The organism is Planctomycetota bacterium, assembly GCA_035574235.1.
Taxonomy (GTDB): Bacteria; Planctomycetota; MHYJ01; order MHYJ01; family JACPRB01; genus DATLZA01.
In genome coordinates this window covers 46,199-62,757 of the sequence record DATLZA010000021.1, presented here as the reverse complement: position 1 = coordinate 62,757, position 16,559 = coordinate 46,199, and the positions used below count along the sequence as shown (strand labels likewise).

The 16,559-nt window shown below is 67.0% G+C and carries 17 protein-coding genes; 11 read left to right on the top strand and 6 right to left on the bottom strand.

Annotation, left to right across the window (positions count from 1 at the left end; translation table 11 throughout):
* Window positions 1–127: 127 nt before the first annotated feature.
* The gene (locus VNO22_01765) at window positions 128–1,843 is read right to left on the bottom strand and encodes a DUF1858 domain-containing protein (protein HXG60075.1); all 1,716 of its coding nucleotides are present in this window, start codon (window positions 1,841–1,843) and stop codon (window positions 128–130) included.
* Window positions 1,840–2,058, bottom strand: coding sequence for a DUF542 domain-containing protein (locus VNO22_01760; GenBank protein ID HXG60074.1), 219 nt, complete (start codon window positions 2,056–2,058; stop codon window positions 1,840–1,842). Before VNO22_01760 ends, VNO22_01765 begins: the two co-directional genes overlap by 4 nt.
* A 185-nt stretch (window positions 2,059–2,243) precedes the next feature.
* On the opposite strand from VNO22_01760, the gene VNO22_01755 reads away from it, so the two are divergent.
* Window positions 2,244–2,465 carry a hypothetical protein gene (locus VNO22_01755; GenBank protein ID HXG60073.1) on the top strand — a complete coding sequence of 74 codons (222 nt, stop codon included), beginning with the start codon at window positions 2,244–2,246 and terminating at the stop codon, window positions 2,463–2,465.
* Between the two features lie 77 nt (window positions 2,466–2,542).
* Here the strand turns inward: VNO22_01755 and VNO22_01750 are convergent, their stop codons facing one another.
* On the bottom strand, window positions 2,543–3,412 hold the full coding sequence (locus tag VNO22_01750) for a c-type cytochrome (GenBank protein HXG60072.1): 870 nt from the start codon (window positions 3,410–3,412) through the stop codon (window positions 2,543–2,545).
* Window positions 3,409–3,894: a hemerythrin domain-containing protein gene (locus VNO22_01745; GenBank protein ID HXG60071.1), complete on the bottom strand. Its 486-nt coding sequence runs from the start codon at window positions 3,892–3,894 to the stop codon at window positions 3,409–3,411. Before VNO22_01745 ends, VNO22_01750 begins: the two co-directional genes overlap by 4 nt.
* 229 nt (window positions 3,895–4,123) lie before the next feature.
* Here VNO22_01745 and VNO22_01740 point away from each other — a divergent pair, with 229 nt between their 5' ends.
* From VNO22_01740 to VNO22_01725, 4 genes are all read left to right on the top strand, one after another.
* On the top strand, window positions 4,124–5,716 hold the full coding sequence (locus VNO22_01740; protein HXG60070.1) for an ATP-binding protein: 1,593 nt from the start codon (window positions 4,124–4,126) through the stop codon (window positions 5,714–5,716).
* Complete coding sequence (locus VNO22_01735) at window positions 5,713–7,095, top strand: sigma-54 dependent transcriptional regulator (protein HXG60069.1); 1,383 nt, start codon at window positions 5,713–5,715, stop codon at window positions 7,093–7,095. Before VNO22_01740 ends, VNO22_01735 begins: the two co-directional genes overlap by 4 nt.
* 168 nt (window positions 7,096–7,263) lie before the next feature.
* Window positions 7,264–7,611, top strand: coding sequence for a hypothetical protein (locus VNO22_01730; GenBank protein HXG60068.1), 348 nt, complete (start codon window positions 7,264–7,266; stop codon window positions 7,609–7,611).
* A 12-nt stretch (window positions 7,612–7,623) separates the two neighbouring features.
* Window positions 7,624–8,238, top strand: coding sequence for a CBS domain-containing protein (locus VNO22_01725; GenBank protein HXG60067.1), 615 nt, complete (start codon window positions 7,624–7,626; stop codon window positions 8,236–8,238).
* On the opposite strand, the gene VNO22_01720 is transcribed toward VNO22_01725, so the two are convergent.
* Complete coding sequence (locus VNO22_01720; protein HXG60066.1) at window positions 8,223–9,140, bottom strand: universal stress protein; 918 nt, start codon at window positions 9,138–9,140, stop codon at window positions 8,223–8,225. The two genes, VNO22_01725 and VNO22_01720, sit on opposite strands and share 16 nt — an antisense overlap.
* A gap of 392 nt (window positions 9,141–9,532) precedes the next feature.
* On the opposite strand from VNO22_01720, the gene VNO22_01715 reads away from it, so the two are divergent.
* From VNO22_01715 to VNO22_01705, 3 genes are read left to right on the top strand one after another with little or no spacing between them, the layout of a single operon-like run.
* Entirely contained in the window at window positions 9,533–10,039 is a 507-nt protein-coding gene (locus VNO22_01715; GenBank protein ID HXG60065.1) for a CBS domain-containing protein, read from the top strand.
* A 10-nt stretch (window positions 10,040–10,049) separates the two neighbouring features.
* Window positions 10,050–10,541, top strand: coding sequence for a hemerythrin domain-containing protein (locus tag VNO22_01710; protein ID HXG60064.1), 492 nt, complete (start codon window positions 10,050–10,052; stop codon window positions 10,539–10,541).
* On the top strand, window positions 10,541–12,799 hold the full coding sequence (locus VNO22_01705) for a nitric-oxide reductase large subunit (protein HXG60063.1): 2,259 nt from the start codon (window positions 10,541–10,543) through the stop codon (window positions 12,797–12,799). Before VNO22_01710 ends, VNO22_01705 begins: the two co-directional genes overlap by 1 nt.
* A 47-nt stretch (window positions 12,800–12,846) precedes the next feature.
* Here the strand turns inward: VNO22_01705 and VNO22_01700 are convergent, their stop codons facing one another.
* Entirely contained in the window at window positions 12,847–13,737 is an 891-nt protein-coding gene (locus VNO22_01700; protein ID HXG60062.1) for a universal stress protein, read from the bottom strand.
* 279 nt (window positions 13,738–14,016) lie between these two features.
* Between VNO22_01700 and VNO22_01695 the strand changes: the two genes are divergently transcribed.
* Genes VNO22_01695 through VNO22_01685 form a run of 3 tightly spaced genes read left to right on the top strand, consistent with a single transcriptional unit; the run spans window position 14,017 to window position 16,374 of the window.
* Window positions 14,017–14,895, top strand: coding sequence for a universal stress protein (locus VNO22_01695; protein HXG60061.1), 879 nt, complete (start codon window positions 14,017–14,019; stop codon window positions 14,893–14,895).
* Window positions 14,892–15,284: a response regulator gene (locus tag VNO22_01690; protein ID HXG60060.1), complete on the top strand. Its 393-nt coding sequence runs from the start codon at window positions 14,892–14,894 to the stop codon at window positions 15,282–15,284. Before VNO22_01695 ends, VNO22_01690 begins: the two co-directional genes overlap by 4 nt.
* A gap of 37 nt (window positions 15,285–15,321) precedes the next feature.
* Entirely contained in the window at window positions 15,322–16,374 is a 1,053-nt protein-coding gene (locus VNO22_01685; protein ID HXG60059.1) for an NAD(P)-dependent alcohol dehydrogenase, read from the top strand.
* The last annotated feature ends 185 nt before the right edge of the window (window positions 16,375–16,559 follow it).

Sequence of the window (16,559 nt, the reverse complement as noted above, 5' to 3'; positions counted from 1 at the left end):
GGAGGCAGCCAGCCGGCCGCCGCCGCGAGGGCGGCGGTCAGGGCGAAGGGGATTCTCATCCGGAGAGATATGGGGGCCGGGCGGAAAGGATGTCGGGGGTTCCGGAGCCGCCGGGGCGGAGGAGCGTTCAGGCGCCTTTTTCGGCCGCCTCTCGAAGGGCGCGGAGCAGGCGCTCTTCGTCCACGTTCTTGAGCGCGCAGGCGGTCCGCACCGTGACGCGTCGCGCGATCGTGCGGCGCAGAAAGGGATTCCGCAGCTCCCTGAAACCGAACCGATCGAAGACGTCCAGCGTGGCGGGACAGGCCTCCGCCAGGTCGGCGACCTTCGTCTCGGGACCCACGACGTTTTTCGGAGGCGCCGACGGCTCCGGACGCACGCCCAGGAGTTTCCAAAGATGGATCCCCCAAAGCGCCAGGCCGAAGCCCGCGAGCATGCCGCCGGCGCCCATCGCGGGAAAGGCGGGTCCAGGGGCCACTTCCGTCAGGACCTGAGAGAGGACTCTCAGGGCGTTTCCCGCGTTGATCAGGAGAAACGACACCGTCAGCGCGGGGAGGGTCTTGGGGTCCACGCCCTGAAGGATGGGGACGACCTTCGAGCTGACGCCGACGATCATGAGCGAGATGAAACCGACCGTGAAAGCGTGCCGCACGGCTCCGTGGTAGGCGTGGGAGAAGCGCAGGTCGAGCGCCCGGGCATAAAGCGGCTCGGCGACGGCCATGAGGCAGGCCACGGCCAACCAGACGTACGACGCTCGGATGAACTTCGTGGAACGATCGTCCGAGCTCCCGCCGGTCCAGGCCCGCAGCCGGGCGGCCACGTGCAGCGCTCCGGCGGCGTAGAGGCCCGTGCCGATCCAGGAACCGATCGCCCAGAAGGTCCGGTGCGTAGACCGGAAGGCGCCCCAGGCGACGACGTCCAGGAGCAGGCCGCCGAGAAGAAGGGCGAAGGCGGCGTTCGAGGCGGGAGCGCCGATTTCACGGAACCCGAACGCTTTCGGCAGAATCCGCTGGCTGACGCCCAGGATCAGGAATCCGGCGAAGCCCAGGAGTTGCAGGTCCCGGAAGGGCTTCAGGACATCCGCGACGCGTCCGACCAAGATGTCCGGAGCCGCCGCGGAGAACACGAAGGCGTACAGGATCGGCTCCAGGGCGGCGGCCGCCAGGAAGCACCCCAGGCCCGTGACGACGTACTTGTCCCACGTTTCGACCGTCGGGCGGCGGTACAGGGTCTTGCCCAGGACGACGACGAAAAGAAGCACGGACAGAGCCTGGAGCGTTCCGCCCGCGATCCCCAAAACGAACGCTCCCGGCGTGGGAAGACCGGCCACGGTTCGCAGCGCGAGTCCCGCCAGCATAAGCACGAACGAGCCGTTCGCCAGGGCGGGTTTCCACAGATGGACGTACTTGAAGCGGGGAAGACCCTGGACCGCAAAGCCCATGACGAAGAGTCCCACCCACCCGTGGATTTGCGCATTGGCGTGGGCTTGGACATACCCGAAAAGATCCAGCGCGGTAAAAGTGTGCCGGAGCGCGTGCACGGCCAGCATGAGGGTTCCGAGCGACACTCCGGCGGTCAGGAGCACGACGATTCCCGCCCGGAAGAACCTGCGGTGAAGGATATCTCCCAGGTCCTCCACATAGGGCGCCGCGGGCGCTTCCCGCGCGGCCCGGAGATCCGCCAGGAGGCGTTCGAGGGGCACGCCGTGGACGCGGGCGAAGAATTCGACCGTTTCCTGCGGTCCCTGCGGGCCGCCGCACCCGTGGAGCCCGTAGGCGTCGAATACGCGCCGGGTTCCCGGAAAGTGCGCCAGCACGTCGGGCACCTTCGAGTCCTTGGAAATCACGCCGCCTCCTGAATCGCCGACAGGAGTTCTTCGATCAGAGCCTTGAGGTCGATGCCGTGAAGTCGGGCGATTTCCGCCAGAGACTTTCGTCCGCCGCAGCAGAGATCGATCCGGTGGCGCGCGAACACCTTCAGGGCGCTCGGATACCGCCGGGCGATTTCGGCGGCGGTCATCGAAGGATCCAGGGTCATGCTGTCCCCGTCCGCAACTTTCATGCCGGGGAAGGCGGGCCGCGCGGGGGCAGTTGTGTTCGGAGGCGGCGCGGAAAAGTCCGCGGCGACGTTGAAATTGCCGCCGACGGGGGCCACGGGCCGGAGGAACCCCGCGTCCAAGCGCCCTGGAATGTCATTTGCTCCCTGGAAGGCGTTCGACGACGGTGAACTTTGTGGAAGGAAAGGACATGAAAGGAATTCGCGGAATCGTGGGCGTGGGGCTTCTGGCTCTCCTGGCCGGCTGTGCGAGTGCGGCGCGGGCGGGGTTGCCCTGCGAGCAGTGCCGGTTCGGCGTGCCGGACCGGAAGGCCAATCCTCCGAAGATCTACTGCGTGGTGGAGGGGAAGTCCGTGGACTGCCGGAAGAATCCACCGGAGTGCCCCGAGTGTGCGAAGGGGTCCAGGCCGTAAGACGGAAGCGGGACGGGGAAGGGCGGAACGGGTCCGCCCTTTCCCCGTCCGCGGGGCTTCGCGCGGGCGAAACCGGTTCAGCGCCCTTCGGCGTACCGTCGCAGGAAGGCCCGTTCGTCCTCTTCCAGAGGGACGTAAAGCGACGTGACGAAATGGGCGAGGTCCCAGCGGTCCTGTTCGGACAGCCCGGCGAAGGAAGGCATGGGCGATCCTTCGAAACCCAGGGTGAGAACGCGGAAGACGTCCTCGGGAGCGGATCCGCCCAGGAAGAGCGCGAATCCCAGGGCGAAGTCCGGCACGCGGACGGGCCGCCCGGCGGAGTCCCGAAGGAACGGAGCCGCCGGACCGTCTCCCCGCCCCTTTTCGCCATGGCAGGAGGCGCATCCCGCAAGGCCTTCATACAACCGGTGGCCGCGCTGGGGATTTCCCGAGGCACGCGGCGTTTCGGCGATTCCCTTCGTGCGGGCGGGGAAGCGTTCGAAGAGAGAAGCCCCTGAAGAGTCCCTCGCCAGCGACTTGACGTAGGCCACCAGGGACCAGCGGTCGCGGGCATCGAAATCCGTGAACGGGGGCATGCCGGAGGGCGGAATTCCGGCCGTGATGGTCCGATAAAGATCCTCGTCGAAGGGCATCTCTCCCGGAGCGGACGTCTTGAGCTTGTAGATCCCCTGCGTGAGGTCGCGCGGCCGGACGACAAGGCGTTCTCCCGTCGGGCCGTCCCCGCGGCCCTCCGGTCCATGGCAGGGGATGCAGTACCAGCGATACAGCCGCTCGCCCTGGGGAAGGAGCTCCGCCGGCGGCGCCGGCGGCGGTTCCACGGGGACCGCGCTCCAGCGGGGCCGGGAGGACGCCGGCGGAAGACGCGGCGGACCGGCGTCGGGCCGCGTCAAGGAGAGGACGAGGAGACCGGCGAATCCTGCGACCGCCGCGACATACGTCGGCTTCATGGGGAAGAATCGCTTTCGGCGCGTTCCCGGCGGAAAGCGGCCAGGAGCTCCCGTCGTTCCCGGGGGGAGAGGAGCCGGTCGGCGTCCACGTAGACGCCGTGTTCTTCGTCGTAGTTGTGTCCCTGGAGAAAGATGAGAAGATCCTCGAGCCGCCGCCGAGCGGCCGGGACCTCTCCTCGGTTCAGCGCGGCCTTCATGTCCTCGAGGGTTTCCCGAAGGCGTTCGTGATCGATTTCCAGAGACTCCAGGCTTCGCCTCTGCGCCGCCGTCGCGCGCGCCCGCACGGCCGGGAAGAGGCGTGCTTCTTCCCATTGCATGTGGAAGAGGAGCCGTCCGTCCAGGCGCTCGAGAAGTTCACGGGCTGCCTCGGGCCTCGTCTGAAGCGCCTCCGAAAACGTCCGGAGCGCTTCGTCCAACCTTTGATGGTCGTGTCCCAGGACGTCGTCGATCGAATCGGGATGTCCGGAGAAGTCGGCGGTCACCGGCTTCAAGCCTCCAAGGGATTCTCGCCACGTCCGGCCGGCGGAGCCTGCATCATCTCCCGAATCGGCCGGATTCTCTCATGGTGAAGGGGAAGATGCAAACGGCGGGCCAGAAGGGGAAACGCGGAGAATCCCGACCGGGTGCGGAATTTTCCGCACCGCTTTGTGAAATCCCGCTCTTTCTGCGAAAATCCGCAGGAGGTACGGTTTTTGCGGATCAGGAGGTCGCGTGGAGGATCGCAGCGCGGGGGACTCCCCGACGTCTCGGGATTTTCGGGTCGATCTTCTGAACGAGCTGGTCGAGAGTCTGAATCTCGGCCGGTCTTTCGAGGAAGTGTTCGAACTGATCTACGACCGCCTGCGGGATCTGGTTCCGTACAACCGGATTGCGGTGGCCCTCACGGATTCGGCCTGCCGGAAGTTGACCATCGTCGCCGCGCGGTCGGACGGAGAGATGGTGCTTGGAAAAGGTTATTCGGGCTCCGTGTCGGGCTCGAGTCTGGAGCCCCTTTTGCGCGAGGGGCGGTCGCGGATCATCAATGATCTCGAAGAATATCTGGCGCGCAAGCCGGAGAGCGAATCGACGCGGCTGATCGTGCGCGAGGGGATGCGGGCGAGCCTCACGCTGCCGCTTCGGCTCCAGGGGAAGCCGGTCGGGGTCATGTTTTTTTCGAGCCGGCGGGCGGGGGTCTACACCTCGCGGCACGAGGACGTCCTGCGGGCGATCGTGGGCCACATGGCCATCGCCATCGAGCGGACCCGTCTGATGGACGAACTGCGGGAGAAGAGCGAATACCTCGAAAGCATTCTCCAGAATTCCGCGGAGGCCATCGTCGTCATCGACGCTCAGAACCGGATTCGGACGTGGAACGAGGGGGCGCGGCGGATCTTCGGGTACGCCCCGGACGAGATCGTGGGGAAGGATCACGGCATTCTTTTCCCTCCGGAGACGCGCCACAGCGCCGAGGAAAGCCGTCTGCTGAAGATTCTGGAGGAGCGGGGCTATCTTCAGGTGGAAGCGGTCGAGCGGGTGGCCAAAGACGGGCGGCGGGTGCGGGTCAGCGGGACCTCGACGCTTCTTCGGGACAAGAAGGGGCGGGTGCTCGGGCGGTCGTCGATTTTGCGGGATGTGACGGAGATGAAGCGGTTGCAGGAGGAGCTGATCCGGGCCCAGAGTCTGGCCGCGGTGGGGGAGCTGGCGGCCACGGTGGCGCACGAGATCAAAAATCCCCTGGCGGGAGTCAGCGGGGCCGTCCAGGTGCTCCGGGACACGATGCCGGCGGACGATCCGCGCCGGGACATCGTGGGGGAGATTCTGGAGCAGATCGGCCGGCTGGACCGCATCGTCCGGGATCTTCTGGTCTTCGCCCGGCCGGCCGTTCCGCTGCGGCAGGAGATCGATCTCGAAGGCTCGCTGGCGCGCGCCTGGGCGGCGGCGGAGCCGCGGGGGGCCGCCCAAGGAATCCGGTTTTCCGTCGAGGGGGCGGAGGGGGTGCGCGTGTCGGCCGACGCGCGGCTTCTGGAACAGGTGTGGATCAACCTCTTCCAGAACGCCGTCGAGGCGATGCCGGACGGGGGCGAGCTTCAGGTGCGCGTCCGGCCGGAGCGGGATTGGCTCCGAGTGGAGGTTCAGGATTCCGGAAGCGGCGTCGATCCGGCGCATGTGCGCGACGTCTTCCGGCCGTTCTTCACGACCAAGACGCGCGGAACGGGATTGGGGCTGGCGATCAGCCGGAAGATCGTGGAGGCGCACGGGGGGACGATCGATTTGGAGAGCGTTCCCGGGAGGGGCACGAAGGTGACCGTGGAGATTCCCCGATGAGCCACATTCTGGTGATCGACGACGAGAAACTCATCCGCTGGTCGCTTCGCGAGCGCCTGACGCGCGAGGGACACGCCGTCGCGGAAGCCGAAGACGGCCGGTCGGCGGCCGCCGCGCTGGAGCGCCAGCCGCCGGACCTGGTGCTTCTGGATCTGAAGCTTCCCGATACGGACGGTCTGACGATCCTGCGGAACCTTCAGGCGGAGCGTCCCGATCTTCCGGTCGTTCTCATCACCGCCTATTCGACGGTGGAGACCGCGGTGGCCGCCATGAAACTCGGCGCGTACGATTACATCGCCAAGCCGTTCAACATGGACGAGCTGGCCTTGACGGTGAAGCGCGCGCTGGAGGCGTCGACGCTGCGGCGGATGGTCGCCGAACAGGCGCGCGAGCGCAAGGCTCAATTCGGCGCGCACACCCTTGTGGGGCGATCGAAGGCCATGCAGGAGATCGCGGCGCTCGTCCGCAAGGTGGCGGCCAGCCAGGCGACGACGGTTCTCGTCCGCGGAGAAAGCGGCACGGGCAAGGACGTCGTCGCCAAGGCGATTCATTACGAATCCTCGCGGGCGGACCGACCCTTCATGAACATCACCTGCACGGCTCTGCAGGACACGCTCCTGGAGAGCGAGCTTTTCGGTCACGAGAAAGGCGCCTTCACGGACGCCAAGGCCCAGAAGAAGGGGCTTTTCGAGCTGGCCGACGGAGGCACCGTCTTTCTCGACGAAATCGGAGACATGTCCGCCACGCTTCAGGCCAAGCTTCTGCGCGTCCTCGAAGAGAAGACCTTTCGGCGCATCGGGGGGACGCAGGACATCCGGGTCGATGTGCGGGTCATCGCCGCCACGAACCGCAACCTGGAGAAGGCGATCGAGGAAAAAAGTTTCCGGGAAGATCTGTACTACCGCCTCAACGTGATTACCCTGGACCTTCCGCCCTTGCGGGAGCGGCGGGAGGACATTGCGCCGCTCGTCGAGCACTTCCTGAGGCACTTCGGGACGGATTTCCGGCGCGGGACCCTGCGCGTGACGCCGGAGGCGTTGCGGAAGCTCGAGGCGTACGACTGGCCGGGGAACGTGCGCGAGCTGCGCAACGTCGTCGAGCGCGCGGTTCTTCTGGGTTCGGGCCCGGACATCGGCGAAGACGACGTCGTCGTCGGACGGGGAGCCGCCTCACCGGAGACCGGCCGGCGGGCATTCGTTCTGCCGCCCAAGGGGATTCGATTCGACGATCTGGAGCGGGATCTGGTGGTCCAGGCTCTCGAGCGCACCGGTGGAAATCAGACGCGGGCGGGCGAGTTGCTCGGAATGACGCGGGACCAGATTCACTACCGGATGGTGAAGTTCGGCTTGGTGAAGGGGGAGGCCCCCTCGACGTCCTGAGGGCGTCCCCCGGGGCGCGGAATTTCACGCCTACCGGGCGATCTTTTCCGCGACCCGGGAGGCGAAGGCTGCCGGACGCCGCGTGGCCGGCCGATTGCTTCTGTTCCCTTTGTGAACGGCACGGCGACCGCCCTTCCGCGGAACGAGCACGAAGATCTTCGGGCTCTCTTGGATTGGTTGGAAGCGGCCCTGCAGCCCCTGGACCTCCGGGAGCTGCGATGGGCGATGGGGGCGCTCGAGATCGCCCTCGATCGCCATCGTCGGACGGCATGCGAAACGGTTTCGCCCGCGGGGCGGAGTCTGTCCCTTCCGGAAGCGTATGCGGAGGCGATCCGGACGCTTCTGGAGGTGGTGCGCCGCGAGGGGGAAGTCTCGGTTCTTCCGCTTGTTCACGCCTGTCGCGCGTTCATCGCCTGCTGTCGCCGGCATGTCCGCGAGGAGGAGCGGCGTTTTCCGGCCGCCGTGAAGGCGGCGACGTTCAGGCCGGAGGGCGGGGAATTCCAGGGGCTCTTGTAGGGGAGGCACGATATGTTCGTTCGCGACTGGATGTCGGCTCCCGTGGTGACGGTGTTGGGAGGCGTTTCGGCCCCGGAGGCGCTCGATCTCATGGATTGCCGAAGAGTGCGGCGGCTTCCGGTGGTCGAGGGCGGAAGGCTCGTGGGGATCGTGACGCGCAGCGACCTGCAGGCGGCCCTGGGGCCGGCGGCGGCGCGCGGCCGCGGGCTGCGGGTAAGCGACGTGATGACGCCGGATCCGGTGACCGTCGAGCGGGACGAGACGCTCGAGGGGGCGGCTCAGCTCATGTTGCGGCGGAAGATCTCCGGCCTTCCGGTGGTCGCCGGCGGCCGGGTCGTCGGGATCATCACGGAATCCGATCTTTTCCGCGCCCTTTGCGGAATGCTGGGAATCGGCCAGCGGGGCGCCCGCCTGACGATGACGGTGGGAGACGAGGCGGATCTTCTCGAGGCGCTGCGTCGCCGGTTGCGGGGACTGGCGCTGCGGAGCCTGGTCACGGTCCGGGACGAAGGTCGCCGGAGGTGGAACGTCGTGCTCCGGGTGCGGGGACGCGCGCCGGCGGGGGCGGCGACGGACGTTCGGGATTCCGCGTCGCAGGGCGAAAGGGACTCTTATCCCCCGCGGTAAGGGCTCCGGCTCAGACCGGATCCGGCGGACGCGGTCCGCAGGGCTCTTCGCCGCGCCTCCACGGCGCGCGCACGGAGGGGGCGGCTCCGGAGCTGGGCCGTCGAGCGCACCACGAGGAGGGGCACCCGGCTTTTCCGCAGGATCGCCTCCGTGATGCTTCCGTAGCGCCAGCGGTTCAGACCGGTCCGCCCGTGCGTCGCCAGGGCGATCAGATCGGCCGCGCGGCTTTCGGCAAAACGGAGGATTTCGTTCACCGGGTCGCCGAAGAGAACCGCCAGCTCCACGCTCAGGCCGCGGCGCTCGAGAGCCTTCTGCCGGGAGAACAGCGTCCGGGCGGCGGTTTCCACGGGCAGTTCTTCGGGATCCGTGGGAGAGACCACCGTGACGAAGGAAACCCGGGCGCCGGCCGCCTGGGCCAGATCCGCCACCGGCTCCAGAACGGCCGCGGAGCGATGCGATCCGTCCAGGGGAACCACGATCGTCCGGGGCGCGGACGGCGGCGGGGAGCCCTCGGGCGAAGGGGCGGTCACGAAGACCGGCACGGGGGTACGCCGCAGGATCTCCTCCGCCACGCTTCCCAGGACGATGCGCCGAAGCCCCTTCTTGCGACGGCTCGAAAGCGCCAGGAGGCCGTAACGCCCCTTCTCGAGAGCCTCCAGGATCTTATCGGCGGGCTTTCCGCACGCGACCGCCGTCTCGACGAACACTCCTTTCTGTCGAAGCGGGCGCGCCAGCGATTCGAGGTAGGAGCGGGCCTGGGCCTCGTCGCCGACCGAGGCGCGGGGAAGGACGCGCAGAAGCGTGACATCGGCGTCGATGAGCTTCAAGAGGGAGCTTACATGCGAAAGGACCGATTCCGACGGCCGGGTTCCATCCAAGGCCACGAGCATCTTTTGCGGCATGGAGCGCTCTCCCAAAATGGGTTCGAGGGGGAATTCGCAAGCGGCGGGCCACGCCGCCGGCTCGGCCGGCGCTTCGAAGGGAAGCGGGGCGGGTGCGGATTTTTGCGCGGCGGCGCGGACTTTTTCGGACGCGAAGGACCGAGGGCAGTGGGTCGGTTCCGGTCGGCGGGTCTAGTGCTTGCGGTCGAGGAAAGTCAGGATCGACAGAACGACCGTAAGCGCCGTCAGGACGAGGAAGGCGGCCCACGTCGGAAGGCTCATGCATCACCTCTCGGATGTGTTCTCAAAGGATCTCAGCAAGACCGATGCCGGGCGAAAATCGGCGGCTGCGGCACGGTTCTTGCGAAGAAAAAGCCGGCGGTATGGCCCGGAGGGGCCGGGAGAAGATGCGGATGAAAACGGCGACGATGGCCCGGGACCTTATGACGCGGCCGGTGTTTACGCTTCCGGCGAGCGCTTCGGTACCGGAGGCGGCGCGGCTCCTTTTGTCCTGGAGGGTCAGCGGGGCTCCGGTGGTGGACCGGCACGGGCGGGCGATCGGGGTGTTCAGCCTCAAGGATCTGGCCCGCTATGTGCGGGATCGGGCGGATGGACTGATTCCCCAGGAAGACATTACGCTGGAGCGCCGCGCCTCGGCGAGAACGCGCTGGCCTTGGGAGCTTCTGGAAGGGGCCGTCGTGAGCGATCTTATGACGTACGGCATGGTGACGGCCTTTCCGGAATCGCCGATCCGGGACGTGGTCCACAGCATGATGGCGCTGGGAATTCACCGCGTGATCGTGGTGGGGGACGGCGGGAGGGTGGAAGGGATCATCACGTCCATGGACGTTCTGCGCTGGCTGGACGACCGCCTGCGCCAGGAGGGGGCGGAGGCGGAGCCTTCGACCCATCGGAGCTGAGGACGGGGACATGAAGCGGACGCTTCTGGAGCTCATGGGGGTGCACGAGAGTCTCCGCGAGCGTTTTGCGGAGCATCGGGACCTCGTGGTCGGCCTGGAATTCGGGAAGGCGCTGGAGAGTCTGGAGGTCTTCGAGCGGGAACTCGTGGACCACATGAGGGCGGAGGAGAAACACATTCTCCCGCTTTATGAGCGGCGGGTCGGGCGCATTCCCGGCGGGGATCCGCAGTTCTTCCATCTGGAGCACAGGAATCTGCTGCGGAACCTCTCCGCGCTCAAGGAGGCCTTGGGCCGGCTGGCGGGCGATCGCGGCGCGGGGCGGCGTCAGGCGCATGAGTTTCTGCACCGGGAGGCGCTGTTCCTGCACCTCCTCGAACATCATGACGGGCGGGAGAAGAATATACTGTATCCCAGTCTTGATCGGGTCCTCACCGACGGCGAGCGGGAAGCGTTGCTGGCCGTCTGCGGGGCGCAGGCAAAAAGGGGGAGTTCCGGCCCATGATCCGTGAGAGGAAGCTTTGGATCGGACTTGGAGTTGTTCTGGCCGGGTCGTTCGCCGTTCTGGGCTACTACGGCCGGGAGATCTACCGCGAGGCGCCGCCGATTCCCGGGCGGGTGATCACCGCCGACGGCCGGGTTCTCATGACGGGGGAGGACATCCGGAACGGTCAGAATGTCTGGCAGTCGCTCGGGGGGCATCAACTCGGGAGCATCTGGGGGCATGGGGCCTATGTGGCTCCGGACTGGTCGGCGGACTGGCTGCACCGGGAGGCGGTGGCGTTGGCGAACCTGTGGGCGGGAGGGGACTATCGCGGACTGGATTCGGAGAAACAGGCGGCGCTGAAGGCGAGGCTGCGGAGGGAGCTCCGGACGAACACGTATGATCCGATCCGCGGGGAACTTCGCGTGTCGCCGGACCGGGCCCGCGCGATCGAGGAGGTCGGTCGTCACTACGCGGGGCTTTTCGGGGACGATCCCGCCTTCGAATCCTTGCGCGACGCCTACGCGCTTCCCCGGGGAAGCCTGCGGGATGCCGAGCGGATGAGGGCGCTCAACGCCTTTTTCTTCTGGACGGCGTGGTCGTGCGTCACCGAACGTCCCGGGAAGGCGATCACGTACACGAACAATTGGCCGCCGGACGAGCTCGTGGGCAACGCGCCGGGCGGCCAGGTGGTCGTGTGGTCGGTCATCAGCTTTGTGCTGCTGCTGGCGGGGATCGGGGGTCTGGCCTGGTACCATGCGGTGCTCAGCCGAAAACCCGAGGAGCCTTGCGAGCATCCCCGCCGGGATCCTCTTTTGGCGCTCGACCCGACCCCCTCGATGAAGGCCACGCTCAAGTATTTCTGGGTGGTGGCGGCGCTCATTGTGGTGCAGGTGGGCCTGGGGGCCGTCACGGCGCACTACGGCGTCGAAGGCTCGGGCTTCTACGGCCTGCCCTTGGCGGAGTGGCTGCCGTACAGCGTGGCCCGGACGTGGCACACTCAGCTGGGCATCTTCTGGATCGCGACGGCGTGGCTGGCGACGGGGCTTTTTGTGGCGCCGGCGGTTTCGGGTCATGAGCCTTGGGGCCAGCGCGCCGGCGTCAATTTTCTTTTCGTCTGCCTGCTCGTCATCGTGGGCGGGTCGCTGGCCGGCCAATGGCTCGGCGTCCGGCAGAAGCTCGGTTTGGAGACGAACTTCTGGTTCGGTCACCAGGGGTACGAATACATCGATCTGGGGCGGTTCTGGCAGACGTTCCTTTTGGTGGGTCTTTTCCTGTGGCTGGGGCTCATGATCCGGGCGCTGGCGCCCGCGCTGCGGAGACCGGGGGAGCATCGATCGCTCCTGGCGCTCTTTCTTCTGGCCTCGGCCGCCATCGCTCTTTTTTACGCCGCCGGGATGATGTGGGGCCGGCGGACGCACCTGGCGGTCGTGGAGTACTGGCGGTGGTGGGTGGTCCATCTGTGGGTGGAGGGCTTCTTCGAGGTCTTCGCCACGGTGGTGATCGCGTTCCTCTTCACGCGGATGGGACTCCTGCGCGTGAAGGCGGCGACCTCGGCGGTCCTTTTTTCGACCATCGTGTTTCTGGCCGGGGGCATCATCGGAACGTTCCACCACCTCTATTTCACGGGGACTCCGACGGCGGTTCTGGCGCTCGGAGCCGTGTTCAGCGCGCTCGAGGTCGTTCCTCTCGTTCTGATCGGATTCGAAGCGTATGAGAATCTGAGCCTGAGCCGGGCCCGCCCCTGGGTGCGGGCGTACCGCTGGCCGATTTACTGCTTCGTGGCGGTCGCCTTCTGGAATCTCGTGGGAGCCGGATTGTTCGGATTTCTCATCAATCCGCCGATCGCGCTCTACTACATGCAGGGGCTGAATACCACGCCGGTGCACGGACATACGGCCCTCTTCGGAGTGTACGGGATGCTCGGAATCGGTCTCATGCTGTTCTGTCTGAGGGGGCTGGCGGGCCGCGCCGTCTGGAAGACCAAGGTTCTGGCGTTCTCGTTCTGGGCGATCAACCTCGGTCTGGCGCTGATGGTCCTTCTGAGTCTCCTGCCGGTCGGACTTCTGCAGACGTGGGCCAGCGTCGAGCACGGCATGTGGTACGCGCGGTCGGCGGAATTCCTTCAGACGGATACAATGAACACCCTGCGCTGGCTGCGCGTGGTGGGAGACACGATTTTCGCGGCGGGGGTTCTGGCGCTCGGGTGGTTCGTGCTGGGATTGAAGACCGGCTGGTCCGTAGGCAAGGATTCGGAAGAGGCCTTCCAGGAGCCGTAGGGAAGGGGCGCCTCCCGGGGGAGCGCCGGTCCGGGCTCGGGCCGAGTCTAGCCCTTCCGCGTGCCGACCGCGCCGGCGGGCCGCGCCGAACCGATCCACGCGCAGCGGGCGTTGCCCACCAGGAGAGGAATGGACGCCCCCCGGAGGACCTTTTCCGTCACGCTTCCCAGAGCCCAGCGGGAGGGGCCCGAGCGTCCGTGGGTGGTCATGGCGATCAGATCCGCGCGCTCCGAGTGAGCCGTTTCGAGGATTTCGGAGGCCGCGTCCCCCTTCCGGAGGAGGGGTTCGACGGCGATTCCGTGCCCGCGGAGCTCGTGGTACGCGCGCGCGAGAGAGGGAACCGGAACGCTGTACGAGCCGCCTTCCGGCAGAACGTGCACGAGCCGGACTTCAAGACCCTCATGGAGCCGCGCGACATCCACGATTGCCGGGAGGATTGCGAGGGACGCCTCTTCATGGATGGGAACGAGAACCGTCCGGACCGGTCCTGAATCCTCCGCGGGAGCGCCCTGGTCGTCGAACGACCGGGTCACCCACACGGGAACCGGGCTGGCGCGGAGCACTTTCTCGGTGACGCTTCCGAGGATCCAGCGGGCGATGCCGCTGCGCCCGTGCGTGGTCATAACGATGAGGCTCGCCCGTTCGTCGTCCGCCGCGGAGAGGAGCGTTTCAGCCGCGGGCCCTCGGCGTACCACCCGGCGGACCCGCGCTCCCTCGTCGGACAGCGAGCGTTCTACGCCGGCGAGGTAGCGATCGGCCTCCTCCTCGAGGGATTCCGCAAGAGTGTAGAAATCGCCGGCGACCGCGGGCGGTTCCACCGCTCGGATCAGAACGGCTTCCGCGTCGGCACGGCGCAGGATCCGGCGGACCTGCCCGAGCGCCTTTTCGGCCAGAGGGGATCCGTCGAGGGGGACCAGGATTCTTTCGAAAAGCGACATGGCGTCTTCCTTAGGCTGCATCGACTCTCTTCCCGCAAAGAGCGGGCCAAAGGCGGTTCCGGCGAAAACGGCCGAAAGGCGGCGTAATTTTGCGCGGGCGGCGGGGAAAACTCGGCGCGGGAGCGGGGAAAACTCGGCGCGGGAGCGGGGATTGCCGATCGTCGACGAGACCCTTTGGAAAAACGCGCCCTTCCGGGGAATTGTCCGCGCGCCCGCGCGGATCCGGTGCACGGGACTCCGTTCGCTTCCGCGGCACGCGGGTTGCTTGATGTACCTGCGATGACGGAAAAGAAAAGTCCCGGCGCTTCGCTTCGAATCCTGGTGCCCTCGGATGGATCGCCGGAATCCGCGGCCGCCTTGGCGACGGTGGCCGTCTGGTCGGTTTCGTGCAGGCCGGAGGTCCTCGTTCTGTACGTCGTCGAACCCGGCCGCGCCCGGAAGGACGAGGCGGACGTTCGCCGGATCTGCGAGGACCAGCGGCTTCGGTCTTTGGATCTTCGGATCCTCACGGCGCAGGGACGCCCGGCGGAGGCCATTCGAGCCGCAGCCCGGGAGCAAAGGGTCGATCTGATCGCCATGACCACCCACGGACGCACGGGTATCCGCCGTCTGGTGCTTGGAAGCGTGACGGAACAGGTGATTCGGCGCTCCGATATTCCTGTCCTCGTCTCCCGCTCGGAAGGCGCATTGCCGCCCGAGGGACGGATTCTGGTTCCTCTGGACGGCTCGCGGGTCGCCGAGGGGATTCTGCCCGACGCGATTCGGGCCGCGCGGATCCTTCATACGACGTTGGAGGTGGTTCAGGTCGTGCCCGAAGAGGTGCTTCCGGGCGCAGCGGGCTTTCATCCCCCGGTGCGGGATCCGATGCCCTATCTGAAAGGCCTTTGCGCCGGCGTGGAGGGGCAGGGGGTCGAAGCGTCCGCGGCTGTTTTGAAGGGGCCCGTGGTGGCGTCTCTTTTGGAGCATGCCCGCTCGCGACGCGTCCGGCTGATCTGCGCCGCCACCTATGGACGGCGGGGGCTCGCCCGGTGGGTGATGGGCAGCTCGGCCGAGGAGCTTTTGCGGGAATCCCCTTGTCCCGTGCTGGTTCATCGACTCGAGTCGTATGCCTCCCGGTTCCCGCGCCGGGATCGGCTCCGTTCAGGAGGACTCTCATGAAGACGATCGTTCCCGCCGTCGCGCGGCGCGTGCTGGTGGTGGATCCGAGTCCGGAGGGGCGCGAGCGGTGCATCCGGATTCTCGAAGAGGTCGGCTACGAGGCCCAGTCCGCCACCTCCGTCCGGGAGGCCCTTCGGACGCTGGCGGAAGAGCCCTGCGGGACGGTCCTCGTCGAAGAACGGCTTCCCGACGCCCCGGGGATGTCGCTGGTCCGCTGGATGCGGCGTTACAAACCCGAGGTCGCCGTCATCGTCTACAGTGGCGGGGCGGATTGGGATCTCTACGAGCGGGCGCGGCGCGCCGGAGCCCGCGATGTGGTGTCGAAGCTCTCGCCGCCCGCCGAGCTGGTCCGCAGCGTCGGGCGGCGCCCGGCGCCGGAATCCCGGTGACCTGGCAAGTTCCGAAGGATCTCTGAGAGGCGTGAAGATGAAGGCTTTCGTCATGCGGCGCATCGGGGAAGTGGGGATGGCGGAAAAACCGCTTCCCGAGATCGGCCCCAATGACGCCCTGATCCGGACGACGGCGGCCCTGATCTGCACATCGGATACCCACACGGTCGCCGGCGCGATCGGGGAGCGGCGGGATCTGACGCTGGGTCACGAGGCGGTGGGCGTGATCGCCAGGTTGGGCGGCGCGGTGCGCGGCTTCAAGGAGGGCGATCGCGTGGCGGTGGGGGCCATCACCCCGGACTTCACCTGCGAGAACTGCCAGAGAGGATTTCCCTCCCAGTGTACGCAGATGCTGGGCGGGTGGCGGTTCGCCAACGTCAAGGACGGCACTCTGGCGGAATATTTCCACGTCAATAACGCGCAGGCCAACCTGGCGCTTCTTCCTCCGGACCTGCCGGACGAGAAGGCGGTCTATGTCGCCGACATGCTGTCGACGGGGTTCATGGCGGCGGAGCACGGAGCGATCCCTCTCGGAGGGACGGTCGCCGTCTTCGCTCAAGGCCCCGTGGGGCTCATGGCGACCGCCGGAGCGAAGCTTCTGGGGGCGGCGACCGTCATCGCCGTCGAAAGCGTTCCTCAGCGCAAGGAGCTGGCCCGGCGGTTCGGAGCCGACCACGTGGTGGACTTCACCGAACGGGACCCCGTCGCCGCGATCCTGGATCTGACGGAAGGTCAAGGGGTCGACACGGCCATCGAGGCGCTCGGCTCGGAAGAAACGCTGATGGCGTGCATCAAAGTGACCCGACCGGGAGGCACGATTTCGAACGTGGGATACTACGGTCATGGCGACTTCGTTCGGATTCCGCGTCTGGACTGGGGGGTGGGGATGAGCGACAAGACGCTCCGAACCGGTCTTTGTCCCGGCGGGTCGGAACGATTGAAGCGACTGATCCGGCTTCTTCGGGCGGGGCGGGTGGATCCCTCCCCCTTGACGACGCACCGGTTCGGCTTCGATCAGGTCGAACGGGCTTTCCGCATGATGCAGACGAAGGAGGATGGAATCCTCAAGCCGTTGATCACCTTCCCCTGAGGGCGGAGCTTCCTTCCGGGGTCATGCCCCCAAAGGGCGCGGCCTCTTACGGGAAAGAGGACCGCCATGTCCGATGGATTGAAGTTTCCTTCCCCCAGCCGCCCGCATGCAGGAGGCGCGGCCGGCGGGTGGACAGCGCCGGGCAGCAGGCCCTGGCGTTCTTCCTGTATCGAGTATCGGACAAC

Excerpts from the sequence above, each read along its gene's own strand:
- VNO22_01760 (HXG60074.1), bottom strand. The coding sequence starts at position 2,058 with ATGAAAGTTGCGGACGGGGACAGCATGACCCTGGATCCTTCGATGACC.
- VNO22_01755 (HXG60073.1), top strand. The coding sequence starts at position 2,244 with ATGAAAGGAATTCGCGGAATCGTGGGCGTGGGGCTTCTGGCTCTCCTG.
- VNO22_01750 (HXG60072.1), bottom strand. The coding sequence starts at position 3,412 with ATGAAGCCGACGTATGTCGCGGCGGTCGCAGGATTCGCCGGTCTCCTC.
- VNO22_01735 (HXG60069.1), top strand. The coding sequence starts at position 5,713 with ATGAGCCACATTCTGGTGATCGACGACGAGAAACTCATCCGCTGGTCG.
- VNO22_01725 (HXG60067.1), top strand. The coding sequence starts at position 7,624 with ATGTTCGTTCGCGACTGGATGTCGGCTCCCGTGGTGACGGTGTTGGGA.
- VNO22_01720 (HXG60066.1), bottom strand. The coding sequence starts at position 9,140 with ATGCCGCAAAAGATGCTCGTGGCCTTGGATGGAACCCGGCCGTCGGAA.
- VNO22_01715 (HXG60065.1), top strand. The coding sequence starts at position 9,533 with ATGAAAACGGCGACGATGGCCCGGGACCTTATGACGCGGCCGGTGTTT.
- VNO22_01710 (HXG60064.1), top strand. The coding sequence starts at position 10,050 with ATGAAGCGGACGCTTCTGGAGCTCATGGGGGTGCACGAGAGTCTCCGC.
- VNO22_01700 (HXG60062.1), bottom strand. The coding sequence starts at position 13,737 with ATGTCGCTTTTCGAAAGAATCCTGGTCCCCCTCGACGGATCCCCTCTG.
- VNO22_01695 (HXG60061.1), top strand. The coding sequence starts at position 14,017 with ATGACGGAAAAGAAAAGTCCCGGCGCTTCGCTTCGAATCCTGGTGCCC.
- VNO22_01690 (HXG60060.1), top strand. The coding sequence starts at position 14,892 with ATGAAGACGATCGTTCCCGCCGTCGCGCGGCGCGTGCTGGTGGTGGAT.
- VNO22_01685 (HXG60059.1), top strand. The coding sequence starts at position 15,322 with ATGAAGGCTTTCGTCATGCGGCGCATCGGGGAAGTGGGGATGGCGGAA.